Raw genomic sequence first — 20817 nt, forward strand, 5'->3', positions numbered from 1 at the left:
ATAGTGAAAAAGAGAAGGATCGTGCTCATTTTAAGCAGTCTATTAGCGACTAATATCTTTCCGATTATAGGGTATTCTTTGGAATCGAATCAGTTGGTCAGTGATAATAGAAGAGTCGAAGAAAGCAAAGAGGCTTCGACACTCGATCGTTTAACAGAATCCAGCCAGATCCAAGAAAGCAGTGAGAATTTAAGTACTACTGACAGTAAAGAGACCACTGACAAAGAAGAATCTGAAGAGTTAATCAAACAGCCATTGGAGAATGCCCCGACTTATCGAGTGGGGCTGCCTAATGATCCCAATATTATTTCTATTGATAAGATTTTTCAACAACCTATCGGTACCAGCACGTCCATATTGGAAAACGGGAAGCTATTGCAACTGAATCCAGCAGAGAGGTCTCAAAGAGGAGCTATTTGGTCAAACAATAAAATCGATTTACGCTCAGATTTTACATTTAAATGTTATTTATATTTAGGAAATCAACGAGATAAAGCAGGAGATGGTATGACTTTTACATTGACTGGTGATTCTAGAATGGCTAATGATCCCAGTCAAGTTATCGGTTCCCCAGGTATGGGAATTGGTTCTTATTCGACTCGATCAGGACAGCCTTATGTCGCAAATGCACTCTCGATTGAGTTCGACACATATAAAAATAGTGGTTCTTCTGATCGAATGGATCGTGAAATAACTGCCGATAATAAGGGACATGGGCATGTCGCCTTTGTCACTCCTAAACCAAATAACAACAATTATTCCGGAGAGCATACTGGCGTAACAGTAGCACCTACCTTTCTCTCTGATGGTACATGGCGTACATTAATCATTCAATGGGACGCGTCTCAAAGAAGTCTCACCTATGATCTGGAAGGTGTCGGACGCTCTTCTCACATTGTACCTGATCTCATCAGTCAATTCGGTTCTACACAAGTAAATTGGGGATTTACTTCTTCAACAGGTACATTTTTTCAAGAAAACGCTATTGCTATGACGCAACTTCCATCTAATGTGTCATCAACAGCTGATGTAAAAGTCAATGATAGTGATTATGGGGCCATCGCTGAAGTTGAAAGAAACGATAAGATAACTATCAGAAATACATTGAAAGTTACTGGGAATTTTCTTGAAGATAAGAAATTGGAGACTAGTATAGACCTAGCACAAGAATTAAATATTCCTGAGCGTATCTTGATCAACGGAAATCAAGTTGATACCAAAGATATCCTGATAACAGGAAACCGAGTCACACTCAATCTAGGAGATTATTTTGTTCTTGGAGATACATTGATTATTGAGTTGGAAACAGATTTGCGAGAAGTCATTCCCGAAAAGGTACTCACTATGCACTTTGAATATCTTGAGGATGCAAAGTTAATTGAGCAGTCAAATGATATAAGTCTGACGATTGCGAAGCTGAAGGAAATAGATGTCCATGTTTACTATAAAGAGAAAGAGAGTCAAAATGATCTCGCAGAAATGAAAACAATCACTGGAAAAATCGGAGAGAATTATAAAGAATTTCCTATTGATATTGAGGGATATGTTTTTGACTCTGATTCAGCGAATACAGAAGGTGTCTTTTCCGAAAATACAGCGGATATCTATTTTTATTACAGAAAAGGAAAGCTTTATCTTTCAGCGGCTCCTCAGTATGTTGATTTTGGGCAACACAAAATATCCAATAAACCATTAAGTGTATTTGGGCAGTTCTCAGGTGGATTGAAAATCATGGATGAACGGGCTTCTGGAGGTTGGACATTACAATTGAAACAAGAAAAAGTTCTTACAAATGGAACGTTTGAACTCCCGGAAGCTCTTTCGTTTGTTACTTCTGAAGAGACAACGGTTATAGGGTCATCTGCTGTTACGATTTTTGAAAGTGACCAAAAAGGCGAAAGTGATTTGTCTGCTATTTTAGATTCTACATCTCAACATGGAATCAGAATAGATATTCCTGTAGAAAATCAAAGGATTGGAACATTTTAGGGGAAACTATCCTGGATTCTTGCAGATGTTCCAGAAAATTAATAAAAAGAGAAGATGAGGACAAAAGCATGGTGCACCAAGGACAACAGGAACCATAAATACTTATTTCCTGCACAGCTTAAAATGGCAGAGACACGCTTTTGTTCCCATCTTTTCTTACATATGATGAAAGGAGCGATTTACTTGAAACCAAAACAGCAATTATTTGTAACACTCCTAGTTATTATAGGGACACTTTTTAACCATTTACCAGTGACAGCTAGTGCATTCAATTTTTCGGTGACGCCAATAACTTCGGAGAATCAAATCGATAAAAGAAAAACTTATTTCGATCTCCAACTTGTTCCAGATCAGGAAGTAGAATTAAAAGCAGAATTGAGAAATGATACGGAAAAAGAAGTGAAAATCGACATTTCTGTGAATAGCGCAACGACTAATTCAAACGTGATGGTTGAATATGGAAAAAATGAGATTGAAAAAGACGAAAGTCTAATCTTTGATCTGATCGACTATGTGAGTTATCCAGAGACAGTGACACTGGAACCTAAAAGCGTTCAAACCGTGGTTTTTCATGCTAAGATGCCAAAAGATCGATTCGATGGTGTATTGGCCGGTGGGATCACATTCAAAGAAATTGTGACGGAAAAGGATCAAACAGAAAACAAGGATCAAAGCTTATCGATTGAGAATGAATACGCCTATACTGTTGCCTTGTTAATGCGACAGACACTGAATGAAGTTGCTCCTAACTTAGTTCTCCATGAAGTTAAACCTGATCAAATCAATGCAAGAAATGTCATTTTAGCAAACGTTCAAAATGATCAAAAAACCTATATCAATCAGGTAGTTATTGAAACAAAAATTACAAAAAAAGGGCATTCTGAAGTTTTATATCAGGAGGAAAAAGAAGGATTGCAGATTGCGCCGAATACAAACTTTTCTTTTCCAACAGCTTTGAATGGTCAGCCACTAACTCCAGGCGAATATCATCTCACAATGACCATTCTAGGAAATGAAAATGAAAACGGAAAATTCTCAAGAAAAAAAGAAAATACCATCATCAACTATACCGACCAATGGATATTTGAAAAAGCGTTTATGATAGACGAGAAAGAAGCCAAGGAATTGAATACGAAGGATGTGACGATTAAAAAGGCCAATAATTGGATCTACATCTTAGAAGCGCTGATTTTCTTGTTGTTCGTTTTAATACTTATCCTTTGGTTTATTTTGAGAAAGAAGAGAAAGAAAAGTAAGATCAAAATAATAAATATTTTCCTTATTGCGTGATATTTACGTTCTTTTTCGATAGTATAAAACGCTTTTGTATTAGCGTAGATGCCTATAAGTAAATGATATAATCATTATAATAGGTCTAACAGCAAGAATGGTCAATAAACGGATCCTCCAGTTTGTGTAGCGTACAGTTGGGACGATGTAGGAAATACGAATAAGAAGGGATAGTAGCAGTGAAGGAATGGAAACAGCAATATACGTAGAAAGAGCTGATCGCTAATGAATTATGAGTTTTTTTTAAGCAAGGAAGATTATAGAAGTTATTCATTACTTAAATATTTAGAAGCAAGCTCAAATTTATCAGAATCAATCTCGGATATTCAAGAGAAACTATCGTTATCGACATTTCTCTTGAAAAAAACTATCGATAAGCTAAAACATGATTTACAAATGTTCGATTTAGAGAAAAACTTTCGTCTAACTGTTAGTGAATTGGTGATATGTTTGGAAATCAATGGTAAAAGTTCTAGTAATGCCCTATTATCTCGCTATATAACAGATTCTTTATCCATAAAAATGGTATTGGCTTTCTTTCAGGAAAAATATATCTCAATAGAAAATTTTGCTGAACAGCATCATGTGAGTTATTCTGTGGCTTATAAAGTATTGCAAGGGCTGAAAAGAAATCTAAAAAAGTATCAAATTTTTTTTGAGAAGAGAAAGTTGACAGGAAATCCTAAAAACATCCGCCTTTTTTTATATAATCTTTTTAACTCAACAGAAATAAGTGTTGAAAAGTTGTATTCGCTACCTATAATTATAAAAACAGAAAAAATGGTAAAAAATTTAAATCGGTATTATCCTCTTTCCGCTTATGAAAAAAAGAAATTATTCCACTTTTTAGCAATCAATCTATTGTCTGAACAAGAAGATTCTTTAGATATTGCCAACAATCAGCCGCTGTTTTTCTCAGATATAGGATTTTTCTATCTAAAAGGAGTACTGGAGACAGAATCAGTTGTTTTTATCTGTAAGACACTCTCGTGGCTTTATCTCCATGATAAGTTAGATCAAAAGTATTTGAGGAAAAAAGAAGATGAAACAATCGAATGGTTGAATGAGCGGTTCATTGAAAGTTTTGAAAAACGGTTTAAACGGTTACCGAAAGAAACGAGAAAATCGATCCAAAACGAGTTAACCAAAATACATTTTAAACTTTTGCATTATACCCTTAATAAATCGGATGAATTTCCACTAGATATTTCTTTTTTTAATCAAAACTATCCTACATTTTATTGCTATCTGTTAGAGTATATGAATGATCTAATGTCAAAACACAAAGAGTTGCTTCAAGATAAATTTTTTCTTTTTTTCAGTTATTTATTGTTATTGATCAATCACATACCCGTTCAACTGGTTTCTGAGCCAGTAAAAATCATTATCGATTTTTCTTATGGTGCTGCCTATAATCGATTTATCAAGAAAAATTTAAGTTTGTATATTAATCTGAATACGGAAGTGATAGAGGCTGGAAAGTCTGATTTTCCGGATGTTATAATCACGAATAGAAACAATTTATATGAAGAAAGTGTGTCCCAAGTAGTGGTTTGGCTTGATCCGCCAAGAGCAGTAGACTGGGGGAACCTTACAAAGATTTTGTTGACTATCCAAGAAGAGAAATACAAAGACAGCAAAATTGACAAGCAAATAGACGATTTTCCTGAAGAAATCATCGACAGGATCGAATAGTGAATTTCTTTTAGAAAGTCCGTCTGCTTTTTCTAAAAATAAAAAAACTTGGTACGCAATCGCTGTACCAAGTTTTTTTATTTAGCTTTTAATTAAGCCATAAATAATAATTTATATAAGAATACTGCTACGACACCAGCACAGATAGGTGCAACAACGGGTACCCATGCATATCCCCATTGAGAAGAACCTTTATGTTTCAATGGAAGTAGTGCGTGTACAAGACGTGGTGCAAAGTCACGAGCTGGGTTCAGGCCAGGACCTGTAGGACCACCAAGTGAAGCAACTAATGTCCATACAAGGAAACCAAGTGCTAAGTGAGCTGTACCAAGGTTATCTTGGAAGAATGGTGCTTTTGTAATACCTAAAGCTCCAAAGAATAAAACGAATGAACCAAAGAATTCATTGACGAAACCATTGAATTTAGAACCAACACTGTTGATTGTTGAGAATGTACCTAACACATGGTTTACATCTTCTGTTTGGTCGTAGTAAGGTTTGTAACAAGCCACTACGATCAATTGTCCGATCGCTGCACCAATCAATTGTGCAATGATATAAGGAACAACTTCAGCCCAAGGGAACAATCCGTTAGACGCTAAGGCGATCGTAAATGCTGGGTTGATGTGGTTACCGCTGATTCCGCCAAAGATCATTGCCGGCATCATAACCCCAAATCCATATCCGACAGCAATCAGCATCCAGTCGCTGCCATATCCTTTTGTACCTTTTAAATCTACGTTTGCTACAGCACCGTTACCTAGCACGATTAGTAATGCTGTACCAATCATTTCCGCCGCAAGACGGGTCATTAGTGAGTAATCCATAAATACCTCCAAATGTTATAAAAATGCAAAAAAAAAAGAAACATCAACACGAAAAGCCTCGGTGCAGTGTTTCGTGTCGGAAGGATTTCTGCAGTCTTAACAAATGTGAATAAAAAAATGATTTCCATTACGTATAAGAAACCAGACCAACAGCAAAACTCCAACTCTTTTTAAAAGTTCTCCACAAATCACCAAGCTTAACTATAAATATACCAAAAAAAAAACGTTTTTTTTCTCAAAAATTGTATCTTAGAAACAGCATGTTTTGAAACTTTCAGAAAAGGTTTGTTAGTAAAATGAAAGCTATACGTAAGGAGTGTTGTTTGATGAAATTTTTTCAAGAGTTTTTCATTATTATTTTCTTTTCTGTATTAGGAGAAGGTATCCGAATTTTTGCTCATTTACCTATTCCTGGGAGTATCTTAGGTATTCTTTTTTTATTTTTAGCATTTGAAATGCATCTTGTTGATCCTGAAAAAATCGGAGCAACTGGTGATTTTTTATTGAATAATCTAGCTATTTTATTTGTTCCAGCTGGTGTAGGTTTATTGGAATATTTCGATGATATCGCTTCGATATGGCCTATTTTACTGGGGGCAGTCGTCGTGTGTTCCATCGTCACGATGGTCGCAGCGGGAAAAACGGCAGAAGGGGTAGAAGCTTTGCTAGGCTATGTCCGTAAGAAAAAAGCAAGCAGGGTATCTGTAAACGAAATGGAGGAGAATCAAATTGACTGAGTTTTTTGTGAATCCATTATTTGGCTTAAGTTTGACTTTAGGAGTGTACGTATTATCTGACAAATTTTTGCGGAAATATAAACTGCCTGTTTTGAATCCTCTCGTATTATCGATTGTTGTTATTATCTTATTTTTGCATTTTTCTGGCATCAGCTATAAAGAGTATAATATCGGCGGCAATTTTTTGACTATGCTGATTACTCCTGCGACAGTGGCACTTGCCATCCCGCTTTATAAAAACTTCCGTTTGCTGAAAGAAAATTTTTATCCTGTAATGGCTGCGATTTTAGCAGGAATAGTCGCAAATTGCTTGGTTAGTGTAGGGATCGGTTATTTTTTCTCTCTTCATAAAGAGATGGTCATCTCATTACTACCGAAATCTGTAACGACGGCTATTTCTGTCGATTTGTCTCATACGATGGGCGGGGTGAATGCCGTGACTCTTGCAATTGTTGTCTCTACAGGTATTTTTGGCTCGCTGATCGCTACTCATATTTTCCGCTTATTCAAGATTGAAAGTCCCGTTGCTCGCGGTGTGGCGTTAGGAAGTACTTCTCATGCTATCGGTACAGCAAAAGCAATCGAGATTGGCGAAGTAGAAGGGATCATTTCAGGGCTTGCGATATGCGTAAATGGGATATTGACCGTTTTGTTGCTACCGTTATTCTTTCAGCCTTTTGCTGGCTTGTTTTGATGCGAAAACCACTATTTTATGCTACAATAACCAAAACGTTCTAGCATAAAAAGGAGGGAAAGACGTGTATTTGTCTTCCGAGTATCTTAAACAATTTGATAAAGATCTATATTATAAGATTCTCCTCCTAGAAAGTTTTGAGGATCAAGCTTGGCATACTGCTGCACAATTAGCGCAAGTTGTTCAGCTGGATGCCCGCAGTGTGTCGAAATACCTAAACGAGCTGTCTAAAAACTATCAGCAGTTTAGCGGTAAGACGCACCCTTTGTTTACAAAAAATCACCGTTCTGGTTATAACTTTTATGATGCGCTCGATTCGATTGAACATGAGCGTTTTTTGATCTATCTCGTGCAAAGTACGCTGAAATTCCAGCTGCTGCACGACATTTTTTTTGAAGAATTCCACACGATGTACCAATTTGCGCAAAAGCATTACATTAGTGAATCCACTGCTCATCGAAAAATCAATAAATGGAAACAGCAACTGCAAACTTATGGCATTCGTCTGCAACGAGGTACATATATCGCGCAAGGCGAAGAAGAAATCATTCGACTTTACTTGCATATGACATTCTGGCAGTTGTTTCGAGGGAAAATCTGGCCGTTTGAAACGATTTCTCAAATGGACGTAAAGAATATGGCAGAACATATCATGGCTTTTTTCAACGTTCGTTTGAATGAAATCAAAAAAAGACGTTTGGAATACATGCTAGGTGCCTTTTTTTTAAGAAAATCACAGAAGCATTATGTGGTATTGAATGAGAAAAAAAGACGGCTGATCGCAGACAATCTGTTGTTCCAGCGATTCTGCCAAGTCATGGAGCCGGTATTTCCTAATTATTTTCAAGTAGAAGACGAATTAGGCGCATTATTTCTTGTTCTGATGACGCGTGAAGAATATTATAGTGATCCTAAGATACGGAAGAAAATTTTTGATTTCCATCAACAAGCAGAAACACCGCCTTTTGCAGCTCTTTCTGAAGCAAAAGCAGCTCTTTCTCTTTATCAAGAAGAGCAGGAGTTACCAGCGGAAGATCTGACCTTTGAGGCAGAAAACTATTTGTTCAGTAGTCATTTTTTCGCCTATCTTTTTCCTAACGCAAAAGAAACGATTGATGGAAACAGTAGTGACTTCATTAATCATTTAGTCATTGAAAACAAGGAATTAAAACAATGGTTAGTACGCTTTTTTGAAAGCAGACACAAACAGCCTAATCATCTGGCGTTTAAAAATCATGCGTTTTTGATGGGACGGTATCTGACTGTGTTTAAAACATTAGGAGCCTTTACTCCACAGCTTCCAAAGATCACGATCCTCTTGATGACAGATTTTCCATTATTTGAAGAGCAACTGTTAGAGGAGGGGTTACGGACGTTTTTCCGTAATGATTATCAGCTGATTTTTCTACCAACGGATTATCGGGGAAGAGAAGTAGATCTTCTGATTTCAACAAGTAAAGTTCATCGAAAACCGTGGGCGGATCTTGACTATTTTATTGTGACCGAAGAATTAAAATTGATAGATTACATTCAGCTATCTCAAAAATTTGAAATGATTCAAAAACAATCAAAACAATAACAAAAAAAGGAGAATAAAGATGACATTTGAAGAAATTTTACCAGAATTGAAAAAAGGTGCAAAGATTATTCGTAAAGGATGGAGTGGATTTGAGCTGTATGTTGTTCTCGTATCCGATGATGAATTTGATGGCTGTCCGGTGACGCCTTACTTATTGATCAAAACAAGTGATGAAGGTTTTTCTAGCTTTGCTCCTACAGTTTGCGATATTTTAGCAGATGATTGGGCGATCGTAGAATGAAAAACCGTTATCCAGATTTAGCTAAACAGGTCGTATTTATTACAGGAGCTGCTTCTGGTATTGGTGCCGCGCAAGCCCAAGCTTTTCTGGAACAAGATGCCTTTGTTTTTGGATTAGATCAAAAATTTGGAAAAATGGAAGAACTTTCTTTTCGATTTCCTGAAACTTTTGCCTACGCACTAGGGGATGTCCGACAGAGGAAGGAACTCCAACAAGCGGTATCGAAATGCCAGAATCATTTTGGTGAAGTTACAATTTTATTGAATACTGCGGGGGTACTAGATGCATACAAATCCTTGATGGAAACTGACGAATCGCTGTGGGATCTGATTTATGAAACGAATGTGAAAAGCATGTATCATCTAACAAACATCATCCTTCCTGATATGATCCGCCGAAAAAGCGGAACAATCATCAACATGGCTTCGATTGCGGGTTTGGTTGCTGGCGGAGGTGGGATTGCTTATACAAGTGCCAAACATGCAATCGTCGGTTTTACCAAACAACTCGCTCTGGATTACGCAGAGCAGGGGATCCGAGTAAAAGGAATTGCTCCAGGAGCCATCCAAACGCCGATGAATGCGGCTGATTTTGAAGGGAAAGGTGAGATGGCAGAGTGGGTGGCAAATGAAACACCAGTCAAGCGATGGGCACAGCCGGAAGAAGTAGCGGAGCTGACATTATTTCTTGCCTCTCCTCAAGCAAGCTATATACAAGGAACGATTATTCCAATCGATGGTGGCTGGTTGCTAAAATAACCTTGTGTTTTTTTCAAGCTTCTGTATGATAAGAAATAAAGAGAGAACCAAATGGTTGATGATAAAAGAAAGTCGATGATTGTTCCCGGCATTTGATGTCAGACAGCTTTTTCACAACCTTCTAATATAAACAGTGTTCAAAAGCTTGCAACTGCGGTAATAAGTCCAACCAAATGGAAAATAGGAGGAGCTATTTTTATTTGACTGTTCTTATTACTTGTTGCAGGGCAGCTTTTTCACAACCTTCTGCGGCACTTCAGTTGGAATTTTCTTCCCATCCTTTGGTCGCAGTCATTACCAAGATAAAATTATCTTGCAAAGGAGAAATAGAACATGGAAAAAAATAATACCCGTTCAGCCAAACGCTGGACAACGACAGATGTGACTTGGATGGCGCTAGTCACTGGTTTATATGTGGCAGTGACGCTGGTTTTGTCTGTTTTTAGCTTTGGAGTGATTCAGATTCGTCTCTCGGAGATGTTCAACTATCTGTCCTTGTATAACAAAAGATACATCGTTGCGGTAACAGCAGGAGTAGCTTTGGCTAATATTGCTTCTCCTCTTGGACTGATAGATGTTGTAGTAGGAAGCGTCAGCACGCTGATTGTATTGCTTATCAACTATAAAATCACTAGTCGCATCAAAAACATGAAAATCAAAATGGCTGTGACAGCATGCGTATTCGCTTTTTCCATGTTTACAGTAGCTGGTCAGCTAACGATTTTATATCAACTACCTTTTTTCTTGAATTGGTGGGTGATTGCTTTAGGAGAATTGGCATCAATGATTGTCGGTGGGATAATTATTTATTGGATCAGTAAAAAAGTAGATTTGACAAAATAAAGATCTGTTTAAATTAAAATATGGCAGCGTGGAAGAGACCGGATGTTGAGTCTTCTTCCATGCTGCTTTTTTGTTCAATTCGTTCGAAGAAATCGATTTAGCCGTTTCTTCAACAAGACACCGATATAGGCTGCTCCAGTTGCTTTGATTGATTCCGGCAGTAAAAAAGGCAGCAGCCCACTGGCAAATGCAGTTGTAAAAGTAAGGTCGCCACTTATCTTCAGCCAGATCGTCCCACAGACTAATGCGGCAAGAGAACCCATTAGATTGGCAAAGATTGCGTACAAGTAATGAGCGTCTGTTTTTTCGATCATCCAGCCAGTTAGCCATGTTTGAAAGAGAAATCCAATCAAATATCCGCCAGTTGGACCAAATAAAACAGCTATGCCGCCAGTCATCCCTGAAAATACAGGAAGACCGATCAAACCCAGTAAAAGATAAACCGTAACAGATATCAATCCCAGTTTTCTTCCGAGAAAAGTGGCTGTCAGTCCAATAGCAAATGTTTGCCCTGTCAAAGGAACCAAACCAAAAGGAATGGTCATCTGAGAAAGGACAGAAATAATCGCGGCAAATTCCGCAGCAAGTATCAATTCTTTCAATGTTCGGTTCATAACGCCCTCTTTTCGTTAACTTAATATTTTTTATTGGTTAACGAAATTGTAAAACAAAGTGATTGCTTTGTAAATAGAAAATAAAAAAAAGACCAGCTATCCAATAGATAGCGGCCTTTTTCAAGAAAGCTTTTGAAATTATAAGCTTTGGTTGTAGTATTCAACGACAAGAGCTTCGTCGATTTCTGGATATAGTTCGTCACGTTCTGGTAAACGAGTTAATGAACCTTCCAATTTTTCAGCGTCAAAGCTTACGAATGCTGGACGTCCAACAGTTGCTTCTACAGCTTCTTTTACTGTTACGATGTTTTGTGATTTTTCACGAACTGAGATCACTTGACCCACTTCTACGTGGTATGAAGGGATATCAACGCGTTTGCCATCAACTAAAATGTGACCATGGTTAACTAATTGACGTGCTTGACGACGAGTCGTTGCAAGTCCTAAACGGTAAACAACATTGTCTAAACGTTGTTCTAGTAAGATCATGAAGTTAACACCGTGTTTACCTTCTTTGATTTTGCTAGCTTTTACGAACAAGTTACGGAATTGACGTTCGTTCATTCCGTACATGTGACGAAGTTTTTGTTTTTCAGTTAATTGCATGCCGTATTCTGATTGTTTGCCACGGCTGTTAGGTCCGTGTTGACCTGGTGCGTAAGGGCGACGTGCTAATTCTTTTCCTGTGCCTGACAATGAGATGCCTAAGCGACGAGAAATTTTCCATGATGGTCCTGTATAACGAGACATTAAAATTTCCTCCAATGAATATAAGTTTTTGGAGTAAAATAATCCGTTGAAAAATTCATAATCATATAGTTTGTTCTTCAATCTTCACCTTTGCAGCCGCGGTTACACAATCGAACCCGAGACGGGGCAACAAACTAGGGATGAGTTATTATTTTTCTGCTGCATTATTTTACACAAACTACAGTATATGATAGATCATCCATGAATGTCAAGATAATTAGTATGTAAAAACGCTTTACAAACCTAGGCTCTCTTTATAAAATGAGAAGGTATGTGCAAATGGAAAAAAGTGAAGGAAGTTTAAGGAGAAAATCAATGAATCCGGTATCACCATTATTTGAGAAAATCGATGCTTCAATTGAAAAGAAGGCGAACCTTTTTGAAAACAGCTTTTCACGTTACGCTGTTCGAGCGGTTCTTGCCTGTTTGTTTTTGACTTTAGGAACGGCTGTGGCATTTGCGATTGCGATGAAGGGGGAAGATATCGCGCACGGTCTAGGAAAGATTTTATACGCATTTATGTTCAGCTGGGGGCTGGTCATGATTCTATACATGAACGCCGAATTAGGAACATCGAATATGCTTTATATGACCGTGGGTGTTTTACGGCAGAGACTTGCTTTAAGTAAGGCAGCCAAGATTCTATTTGCCTGTATTTTTTTCAATATGATTGGCGGTATGTTATGTGGATTTCTTATTTCTATGACTACGCCATTTCAAGATTTAACGTTGGACAACTTTATGTTAGAATCAATAGCAGTAAAACTAGCAAAACCTGCAACAACGATTTTGGTGGAAGGGATGTTTGCGAATATCGTTGTCAATACCGCTGTACTGATTAGCATGCGGATGAAAGAGGATGCTGGGAAAGTAATCACGGTCGTATTCATTATTTTCATTTTTGCTTTTTTAGGATATGAACACGTGATAGCGAATTTTCCTGCCTTTACGCTTGCTTACTTTGCTTCTCATGGTCAGATGGATGGAATGACAGCCAGTAATGTGTTACATAATTTGTTTTTTGCTTTGGCAGGGAATTATATTGGTGGCGGTTTAGTGATGGGACTGGGTTATGCTTGGCTGAATCAATCAAAATCATCCTATGTGGACTAAAAAGTCGTTCATTAAGGGAGGAAATACTATGGAAGTGTTAGTTTTTCCAAAAAATGAAGAAAAAGCGTTACAAATGGAAAAGTACATGAAAAATCTCTTTCCTTTTGCTGGAGTACCTAAGCCGGAACGCGCTCTTTTGCAACAGCCGTTATTGGATGAAAGCAAACATTTATCTGTTTCTGAAGTTTTAGCTTTTGTTCATTACTATTATGAACAAATCGAAAGAGAATATCAGTATGTGGCGATCGATTTAGTCCAAAAAAACATCAAACGGTTTACCTTTGAAGAGCTAGTTACATTGTTACCACTAGTCCAGAAAAAAGAATGGTGGGACAGCATCGATTCTTGGAGAAAAGTATACAGTACATGGTGTAAAGTCCATCCAGAGCAACGTAAAGAAGTCTTTCAGTTGTTCGAAAAAAAGGAAGATTTCTGGTTGCGTCGAATAGCAATCACGTTGCAATTAGGTTATAAACAGCAAACAGACACAGCACTATTGATTCGAGCAATAGACGAAGACCGTCAAACAAAGGAATTCTTTATCCAAAAAGCAATCGGTTGGGCATTGCGTGATTATAGTAAGACCGATGCTGCTTGGGTAAAAAGTCAGCTGACAACAGATTTGAGCAAGTTAGCTGTTCGAGAGGCAAGCAAGTATTTATAAGAAAGCGAGACGACAAGAGATGAGACGCAAATTATTTGCTTTTGATATTGATGGAACGTTGTTAGATTCAAATAAACAAGCTTTAGATAGCACGAGAGAAGCATTGGAAAAATTACGCAAAGCCGGTCATCTGGTCACGATTGCTACAGGGCGGAGTCGATTCCATGCGCAAGAAGTCATTCGAGATCTGGATTTTACGAACTACATTTTATGTAATGGAGCGGCCGGTTTTTTAGACCATGAACAAGTATATAAGAATTTACTAGATCGCGAACAGTTAGATGCATTCGTCCAGGAAGCGCATCATGAACAGATCGACACAGCTTTTGTCAGCTTAGACAATATCAAACGTTCTTCTTCCAATGATGTAACGGTGATGGAAGAGGCGATGCATTCTTTCGGCGCTGTCTTGCCTGAACTAGATCAGTTTTTTGCAGAGGAACAAGAAATCTATCAAGCGTTAGCATTTTTCGATCAAACCTATGATGGAAAATTCTCTTCATATGATAAGATCCGATTTGTCCGTTGGCATGAGAACAGTGTAGATGTCGTTCCCCAAAACGGTTCTAAAGCGGCGACGATCCTACACTTAGCAGAACAAGTAGGTATCCCGCATGAAGATATTATCAGCTTTGGTGACGGACAAAATGACCGTGAAATGTTGCGTATGTCAGGAATCGGAATAGCTATGGGGAATGCTGTGCCAGAAGTACAAGCAGAAGCCAAGATGGTCACTGATACAAATGATCAAGATGGCATCTGGAAGGCATTGAAAGAGTTAAGTGTGATTTAAAAGAGGTTGTGAAAAAGCTGTCCTGCATCAAGTAATAAGAACAGATTTATGAAAATTGTTTCTCAAATTTTTGAAAAATTTCGGCTTATTTCTGAAGAAGCAGCAGATGGAACAACGTTTATTCGGGAAATGGGACTGTGACAAGATTTTTGCCACAGTCCCATTTCTTTATTTTATTTTTCAAATCTAAGAAATATCAGGAAAGTGTTCCTTTTGTTTGACCTTTTCTTTCTTATTGAAAACAACTATAATATAGAGTGATGTTAAAAGAGAAGAGGAATTTAGTGTGCGGGTATTGTTTATTGGTGATGTAGTAGGTTCAATGGGACGAGAGATGATTACTGAATATCTTCCTAGGTTGAAGAAGAAGTATCGTCCGCAAGTAACGATCGTAAATGGTGAGAATGCCGCTTCTGGACGTGGAATCACAGAAAAAATCTATAAAAAATTTTTGCAAGACGGTGTAGATGTCGTGACGATGGGAAATCATACGTGGGACAACCGCGGGATTTTTGAGTTTGTAAATGAAGCCAAAAAGATGGTTCGGCCGGCAAATTTTCCGGAAGGGACGCCTGGACAAGGGATGGTCTTTGTCAAAGTGAATCAGATCGAATTGGCAGTAATCAACATGCAAGCTCGTTCTTTCATGGTGGACTTGGATGATCCTTTTCGTAAAATGAAGGAACTAGTAGAAGAAGCTAGGAAACGTACGCCAATCATTTTTGTAGATTTTCATGGAGAAACAACAAGTGAAAAACAAGCGATGGGCTGGTTTTTAGATGGGAAAGTTTCAGCAGTGGTCGGTACACATACACATGTCCAGACAAATGATGCGCGAATTTTGCCAAAAGGTACAGCGTATCTGACAGACGTTGGGATGACAGGACCCTACGATGGTATTTTGGGTATGCGCAGAGAACCTGTGATCGAAAAGTTTCTGACCGCATTACCAAAACGTTTTGAAGTTGTCGAACAAGGCCGATCGATTTTAAGCGGCTGTATCTTAGAATTGGATGATACGACAGGTCATGCAAAAGAAATCCAGCTGATTCAAATCAATGAGGATCGACCGTTCATGGAGTAGAAAGAGAGGCAGTTTTTTGCAGCAGGAGCCGGAAATTCAAAAAGAAGTAAGGAAACTGACAAAACTTTTAAGAGAAAATGAAACGATCATTCGCTACAAAGCACTTGAAGAAAAGATCCAGCAAAACCAGTATTTAGCTGAGTTGAGAGAGAAAATCAAACAAGCGCAAAAAGAAGCTGTTCATTTTGCCCACTATGACAAACCAGCAGCAGAACAAGAAGCAATCAAGCGAGCGGATCAATTCATGAAAGAATTTGATCAGCATCCGCTTGTTATAGCTTATAGAAAACAGCTGTTGGAAGCAGATGATCTGCTTCATCATTTAACAACGATGATACAAGAAGAAATCAATGGACAAATAGAGGAGGAAAAACATGCCTCAAAAAACTAAAAACACTCCTATGATGGAACAATATCTAAGCATCAAGGCACAATACCAAGATGCTTTTTTGTTCTATCGTTTAGGAGACTTTTATGAATTATTTTATGAAGATGCGATCAAGGCATCACAGCTTTTGGAATTAACGTTGACGAGCAGAAATCGAAATGCAGAAGAACCTATTCCTATGTGCGGTGTACCTCACCATGCAGCACAAGGATATATCGATACCTTGATTGAAAAAGGCTATAAAGTAGCAATTTGCGAGCAGGTAGAAGATCCAAAGACGACTAAAGGGATGGTCAAGCGCGAAGTGATTCAGCTAGTCACTCCTGGTACAGTCATGGACAGCAAAGGATTGTCGGCAAAAGACAACAATTTTTTAACAGCTGTAGTTAGTCAAGGAAATGAATTTGGCTTTGCTTATGCCGATCTAAGTACGGGAGAATTGAAGACGGCTCGGTTGCATGATGAAGAAGCTGTTTTAAATGAAGCCTCTGCATTGCAGACAAAAGAACTCGTATTAGGTAGTGAGATCACTGATACCCTTCGTGAACAGCTAAGCGGGCGTTTAGGGCTAGTCTTTTCTCAACAAAATGAGATGGAAGAAAATGCCGAATTTAGCTTTTTGACAAGTGAACTAGTCGATCCGCTGGAAAAAGAAGCAACTGGTAAACTATTGACTTATTTAGCGGTGACACAAAAGCGGAGTTTAGCTCATATCCAAAAAGCAGTAGAATACCAACCAGATCATTTTTTGAAAATGGATTATTATTCAAAATTCAACCTAGAATTAAGCCAATCTATTCGGACTGGGAAAAAGCACGGCACCCTTCTATGGTTATTAGATGAAACAAAAACAGCAATGGGTGGCCGCTTACTAAAACAATGGCTAGACCGTCCGCTTATCCAGGCAAAACAAATTAAAGCAAGACAAGAAATGGTCGCTTCTTTGCTAGACAGTTATTTTGAACGTATCGATTTGCAGTCAGCATTAACGAAAGTCTATGATCTGGAACGCCTAGCAGGTCGAGTAGCTTTCGGTAATGTCAATGGGCGAGACTTGATCCAGTTGAAAACGTCTTTAGAACAAGTGCCAATGATCAGAGGGTTGATTGAAGGAATTGATCAAGGTCAATGGCAAAGTCTGCTTTCAGAAATGCAACCGATGGACCATCTCGTCCAATTGATTGACCAAGCTATCCAAGATGATCCGCCGTTACAAATAACGGAAGGAAACATCATCAAAGATGGATTCAATGAGCAGCTCGATACGTACCGTTCTGCTATGAGAAACGGAAAGAAGTGGCTAGCAGAACTTGAAGCAAAAGAGCGTCAAGAAACAGGAATCAAGAACTTAAAAATCGGATTTAACCGCGTTTTCGGTTATTATATAGAAATCACAAAAGCAAATCTTGGGAATGCAGAACTGGAGAAGTATGAACGAAAACAAACCTTAGCAAATGCAGAGCGTTTCATCACACCAGAACTAAAAGAATTGGAGACACAAATCCTCGAAGCAGAAGAAAAATCTGTTGATTTAGAATATCAGTTGTTTTTAGCTGTGAGAGAAGAAGTCAAAAAGGCTATCCAACCGCTACAAGTACTTGCAAAAGCAATCAGCGCAGTAGATGTGCTACAAAGTTTTGCAACAATCAGCGAACGCTATCAGTATGTTCGGCCAGAACTTGTCAGTGACAAGCATCAGCTTCTGATCAAAGACGGACGACATCCTGTAGTAGAAAAAGTATTAGGACATCAGGAATATATCCCTAATAGCGTAGAAATGGCAGAAGACGAAATGATTTTGCTGATCACAGGACCGAATATGTCTGGTAAAAGTACGTATATGCGCCAGTTGGCATTAACTGTTCTGATGGCGCAAATGGGCTGTTTCGTTCCGGCAAAACAAGCAGTTTTACCTATTTTTGATCGGATTTTTACCCGAATTGGTGCAAGTGACGACTTAATTGCTGGACAAAGTACTTTTATGGTAGAGATGATGGAAGCCAATCAAGCCCTACGTTATGCGACGCCAAACAGTTTAATTTTGTTTGACGAACTCGGGCGAGGAACAGCAACCTATGACGGAATGGCGTTGGCCCAAGCAATCATCGAATATATCCATCGTCATGTACAAGCAAAAACACTCTTTTCTACCCATTATCATGAACTGACGGTACTTGAAAAAGAACTTCCGCAGCTTAAAAATGTCCATGTTGGAGCTGTTGAAAAAGACGGAGAAGTTGTCTTCTTGCATAAAATGATGGATGGACCTGCGGATAAAAGCTATGGTATACATGTGGCAAAAATCGCAGGATTGCCTGCCAATCTACTTGAGCGAGCAGCAGATATCCTGCATACGCTAGAAAATGGCGATAACGGACACCATACTGTTCCAGCTGAAATAGGAGAGAAGACTAAAACAGCCAAACAGGAGCAAATAAAACCACCTGCAGAAAAAGTAAACCAAGACCCTATACAAGACAGTGTCAAAGAAGAAACCCAACAACTTTCTTTATTCGGTGAATTATCCGAAAATGAAACAGAAGTCATTGAATCACTGAAGCAAATAAATTTACTAGAAATGACGCCAATGGATGCACTAAACACATTATATGAATTACAAAAACAACTGTAGGAAGAAGGCGGATATCGATGGCCAAAATCCAAGAATTATCTGAACTTTTAGCTAATCAGATCGCTGCGGGAGAAGTAGTGGAACGACCAGCTTCTGTCGTGAAAGAATTAGTGGAAAATGCAATTGACGCCGGTAGTACTCAGATTGATATCTTAGTTGAAGAAGCGGGACTGCGGACGATCCAAGTGATTGATAACGGAGAAGGCATTTTGGCAGACGACGTAGAGAATGCCTTCAAGCGGCATGCGACAAGTAAGATCCATAATCGTGACGATCTTTTTCGCATACGAACGCTGGGCTTTCGAGGGGAAGCTTTGCCAAGTATTGCCTCTGTTTCTGAGATGACTCTGGAAACGGCGAACCAGGAAGAAAAACAAGGTACTTATCTTTCGCTCAAAGGTGGCGAGGTCATGGAGCATCGGCCAGCACCTCTGCGTCAAGGAACGAAGATTACCGTCAGCAACCTGTTCTTCAATACGCCAGCCCGCTTGAAATACGTGAAAACACTGCATACAGAATTAGCGAACATCGGGGACATCGTCAATCGTCTGGCATTAAGTCATCCAACAATTGCTTTTCGTTTAGTACATGATGGAAACAAAATGTTGGCAACTGTTGGAAATGGCGATTTGAAACAAACGATTGCGGGAATCTACGGATTATCTACCGCTAAAAAAATGTTGAAAATCGAAGGAAAAGATCTAGATTTTGAGTTATTTGGTTATGTTTCATTGCCAGAGGTGACTCGTGCCAGTCGGAATTACTTATCGACGATCATCAATGGACGTTTTATCAAGAATTTTTCCTTAAATAAAGCAATCGTTGCAGGTTATGGATCAAAATTAATGGTCGGCCGTTTTCCTATTGCTATATTGGAAATCAAGATGGACCCGCTTTTAGTCGATGTAAATGTCCATCCGACGAAGCAGGAAGTCCGGTTGTCGAAGGAAAAAGAACTAACAGAGCTAATTAGTAACGCCATTCAAAAAGCATTGTCACAAGAAAACCTGATTCCAAGTGCCGCGGATAATCTACGGTTCAAGAAAAAAGTACCAGATCAGCCTAAAACGGAACAAATCGAAATCGATTTGTCCTATGCTTTTGAAGAAGAAAAACCTAAAAAGCCAAGTAGTTTGAATTTTGACCGAGAGACAGGAACCTTTTTTGTAGAAGAACCAAAGAGCACATTTGTTGACAGATCTGTTGATAAGTCTGTGGAAAATGTTAAAAACTTTTCTGGCTTTTCTGAAGGAAACACTAGTTATCCAGAAAAAACAGCGAAAACGGTGGATAAGTTTGGTGAAAATGTTGATAACTTTGTAGAAAAAACAGTGGAAAAATCTGAAAAGAAAGAAATTCCTACTGTGGATAACACGAAAGAAACAAATAAAGAACAGATAGATATATCCTTAGAAGAGAATGAACAGATTTACGAGGAAGAATTGACACTGCATCCTGAATTTGATTTCACTCACGGAAACGACAAAACATTAGAACAAGCGATCAAGAAACTAGAAACGGAAACACCAGTTCAACGTTTTCCTCAATTGGAATATTTTGGACAGATGCACGGAACGTATCTTTTTGCCCAAAGTAGCGACGGATTGTACATCATCGATCAGCATGCTGCTCAAGAGCGTATCAAATATGAATATTTCCGGGAAAAAATTGGGGAAGTATCTGATGATCTACAAGAATTACTTGTTCCATTTGTGTTGGACTATCCAAACAGTGATGCTTTGAAACTAAAAGAGCAAAAGCATTTGCTAGAAGATGCAGGGATTTATTTAGAAGAATTTGGTCAAAACAGCTTTATTGTACGGGCCCATCCTACTTGGTATCCCAATGGTGAAGAAGAATCGATTATTCGCGAGATGATCGACATGCTATTGACGACAGGAAGTGTGAGCGTAAAAAAATTCCGTGAAGCAACAGCAATCATGATGAGCTGTAAACGATCGATCAAAGCCAACCATTATTTGAATGAAGCACAAGCACGTGTGCTGCTGAAAGATTTAGCACAATGCGAAAATCCATTCAATTGCCCCCATGGCCGCCCAGTATTGATTCACTTTACCAACTCGGATATGGAAAGAATGTTCAAACGGATCCAAGATCCGCATTAA

Annotated in this window: 18 protein-coding genes and 1 pseudogene; 16 read left to right on the forward strand and 3 right to left on the reverse strand. The window is 38.5% G+C overall.

Annotation, left to right across the window (positions count from 1 at the left end; translation table 11 throughout):
• Nucleotides 1-3 precede the first annotated feature (3 nt).
• The 3 genes from AB3I27_RS03980 (at nucleotide 4) to AB3I27_RS03990 (ending at nucleotide 4974) form a co-directional block, all read left to right on the forward strand.
• The gene (locus AB3I27_RS03980; RefSeq protein WP_368022909.1) at nucleotides 4-1989 is read left to right on the forward strand and encodes a MucBP domain-containing protein; all 1986 of its coding nucleotides are present in this window, start codon (nucleotides 4-6) and stop codon (nucleotides 1987-1989) included.
• A gap of 162 nt (nucleotides 1990-2151) precedes the next feature.
• Entirely contained in the window at nucleotides 2152-3279 is a 1128-nt protein-coding gene (locus AB3I27_RS03985) for a DUF916 and DUF3324 domain-containing protein (RefSeq protein ID WP_235042691.1), read from the forward strand.
• A gap of 396 nt (nucleotides 3280-3675) precedes the next feature.
• Nucleotides 3676-4974, forward strand: coding sequence for a helix-turn-helix domain-containing protein (locus AB3I27_RS03990; RefSeq protein WP_265328425.1), 1299 nt, complete (start codon nucleotides 3676-3678; stop codon nucleotides 4972-4974).
• Nucleotides 4975-5066: 92 nt separating this feature from the next.
• Here the strand turns inward: AB3I27_RS03990 and AB3I27_RS03995 are convergent, their stop codons facing one another.
• Nucleotides 5067-5801 carry an MIP/aquaporin family protein gene (locus AB3I27_RS03995; protein ID WP_002290500.1) on the reverse strand — a complete coding sequence of 245 codons (735 nt, stop codon included), beginning with the start codon at nucleotides 5799-5801 and terminating at the stop codon, nucleotides 5067-5069.
• Between the two features lie 326 nt (nucleotides 5802-6127).
• Here AB3I27_RS03995 and AB3I27_RS04000 point away from each other — a divergent pair, with 326 nt between their 5' ends.
• The 6 genes and pseudogenes from AB3I27_RS04000 (at nucleotide 6128) to AB3I27_RS04025 (ending at nucleotide 10653) form a co-directional block, all read left to right on the forward strand.
• Nucleotides 6128-6538 carry a CidA/LrgA family protein gene (locus tag AB3I27_RS04000; RefSeq protein ID WP_002312390.1) on the forward strand — a complete coding sequence of 137 codons (411 nt, stop codon included), beginning with the start codon at nucleotides 6128-6130 and terminating at the stop codon, nucleotides 6536-6538.
• Entirely contained in the window at nucleotides 6531-7232 is a 702-nt protein-coding gene (locus AB3I27_RS04005) for an LrgB family protein (protein ID WP_002309803.1), read from the forward strand. Before AB3I27_RS04000 ends, AB3I27_RS04005 begins: the two co-directional genes overlap by 8 nt.
• Nucleotides 7232-8811, forward strand: a pseudogene (locus AB3I27_RS04010) (helix-turn-helix domain-containing protein). The gene AB3I27_RS04005 and the pseudogene AB3I27_RS04010 overlap by 1 nt, the downstream one beginning before the upstream one ends.
• A gap of 19 nt (nucleotides 8812-8830) precedes the next feature.
• On the forward strand, nucleotides 8831-9052 hold the full coding sequence (locus tag AB3I27_RS04015) for a DUF2829 domain-containing protein (RefSeq protein ID WP_002290506.1): 222 nt from the start codon (nucleotides 8831-8833) through the stop codon (nucleotides 9050-9052).
• Nucleotides 9049-9810: a 3-oxoacyl-ACP reductase gene (locus AB3I27_RS04020; RefSeq protein ID WP_002312393.1), complete on the forward strand. Its 762-nt coding sequence runs from the start codon at nucleotides 9049-9051 to the stop codon at nucleotides 9808-9810. Before AB3I27_RS04015 ends, AB3I27_RS04020 begins: the two co-directional genes overlap by 4 nt.
• A 333-nt stretch (nucleotides 9811-10143) precedes the next feature.
• Nucleotides 10144-10653 (forward strand): QueT transporter family protein, encoded by a 510-nt coding sequence (locus AB3I27_RS04025; protein WP_002309800.1) that lies wholly within the window; start codon nucleotides 10144-10146, stop codon nucleotides 10651-10653.
• A 74-nt stretch (nucleotides 10654-10727) separates the two neighbouring features.
• On the opposite strand, the gene AB3I27_RS04030 is transcribed toward AB3I27_RS04025, so the two are convergent.
• Together AB3I27_RS04030 and rpsD are read right to left on the reverse strand one after the other, a co-directional pair.
• Nucleotides 10728-11267 (reverse strand): biotin transporter BioY, encoded by a 540-nt coding sequence (locus AB3I27_RS04030; RefSeq protein ID WP_235042679.1) that lies wholly within the window; start codon nucleotides 11265-11267, stop codon nucleotides 10728-10730.
• A gap of 138 nt (nucleotides 11268-11405) precedes the next feature.
• Nucleotides 11406-12017, reverse strand: a complete 612-nt coding sequence (gene rpsD / locus AB3I27_RS04035; RefSeq protein WP_002294265.1) for a 30S ribosomal protein S4 — start codon at nucleotides 12015-12017, stop codon at nucleotides 11406-11408.
• 261 nt (nucleotides 12018-12278) lie between these two features.
• Here rpsD and AB3I27_RS04040 point away from each other — a divergent pair, with 261 nt between their 5' ends.
• From AB3I27_RS04040 to mutL, 7 genes are all read left to right on the forward strand, one after another.
• Nucleotides 12279-13130 (forward strand): formate/nitrite transporter family protein, encoded by an 852-nt coding sequence (locus AB3I27_RS04040; protein ID WP_235042680.1) that lies wholly within the window; start codon nucleotides 12279-12281, stop codon nucleotides 13128-13130.
• Nucleotides 13131-13158: 28 nt separating this feature from the next.
• Nucleotides 13159-13794 (forward strand): DNA alkylation repair protein, encoded by a 636-nt coding sequence (locus tag AB3I27_RS04045; protein ID WP_002312395.1) that lies wholly within the window; start codon nucleotides 13159-13161, stop codon nucleotides 13792-13794.
• 19 nt (nucleotides 13795-13813) lie between these two features.
• A complete protein-coding gene (locus AB3I27_RS04050; RefSeq protein ID WP_002309794.1) occupies nucleotides 13814-14587 on the forward strand; it encodes a Cof-type HAD-IIB family hydrolase in 774 nt (257 codons plus the stop codon).
• A gap of 286 nt (nucleotides 14588-14873) precedes the next feature.
• Complete coding sequence (locus tag AB3I27_RS04055; protein ID WP_002290518.1) at nucleotides 14874-15671, forward strand: TIGR00282 family metallophosphoesterase; 798 nt, start codon at nucleotides 14874-14876, stop codon at nucleotides 15669-15671.
• On the forward strand, nucleotides 15646-16062 hold the full coding sequence (locus AB3I27_RS04060) for a YlbF family regulator (protein ID WP_002348044.1): 417 nt from the start codon (nucleotides 15646-15648) through the stop codon (nucleotides 16060-16062). Before AB3I27_RS04055 ends, AB3I27_RS04060 begins: the two co-directional genes overlap by 26 nt.
• Nucleotides 16046-18691 carry a DNA mismatch repair protein MutS gene (gene mutS / locus AB3I27_RS04065; protein WP_235042681.1) on the forward strand — a complete coding sequence of 882 codons (2646 nt, stop codon included), beginning with the start codon at nucleotides 16046-16048 and terminating at the stop codon, nucleotides 18689-18691. Before AB3I27_RS04060 ends, mutS begins: the two co-directional genes overlap by 17 nt.
• A gap of 17 nt (nucleotides 18692-18708) precedes the next feature.
• A complete protein-coding gene (gene mutL, locus AB3I27_RS04070; protein WP_368022910.1) occupies nucleotides 18709-20817 on the forward strand; it encodes a DNA mismatch repair endonuclease MutL in 2109 nt (702 codons plus the stop codon).

Origin of the sequence: Enterococcus sp. C46 (assembly GCF_040887565.1) — a bacterium.
GTDB classification, from domain to species: Bacteria; Bacillota; Bacilli; order Lactobacillales; family Enterococcaceae; genus Enterococcus_B; species Enterococcus_B lactis.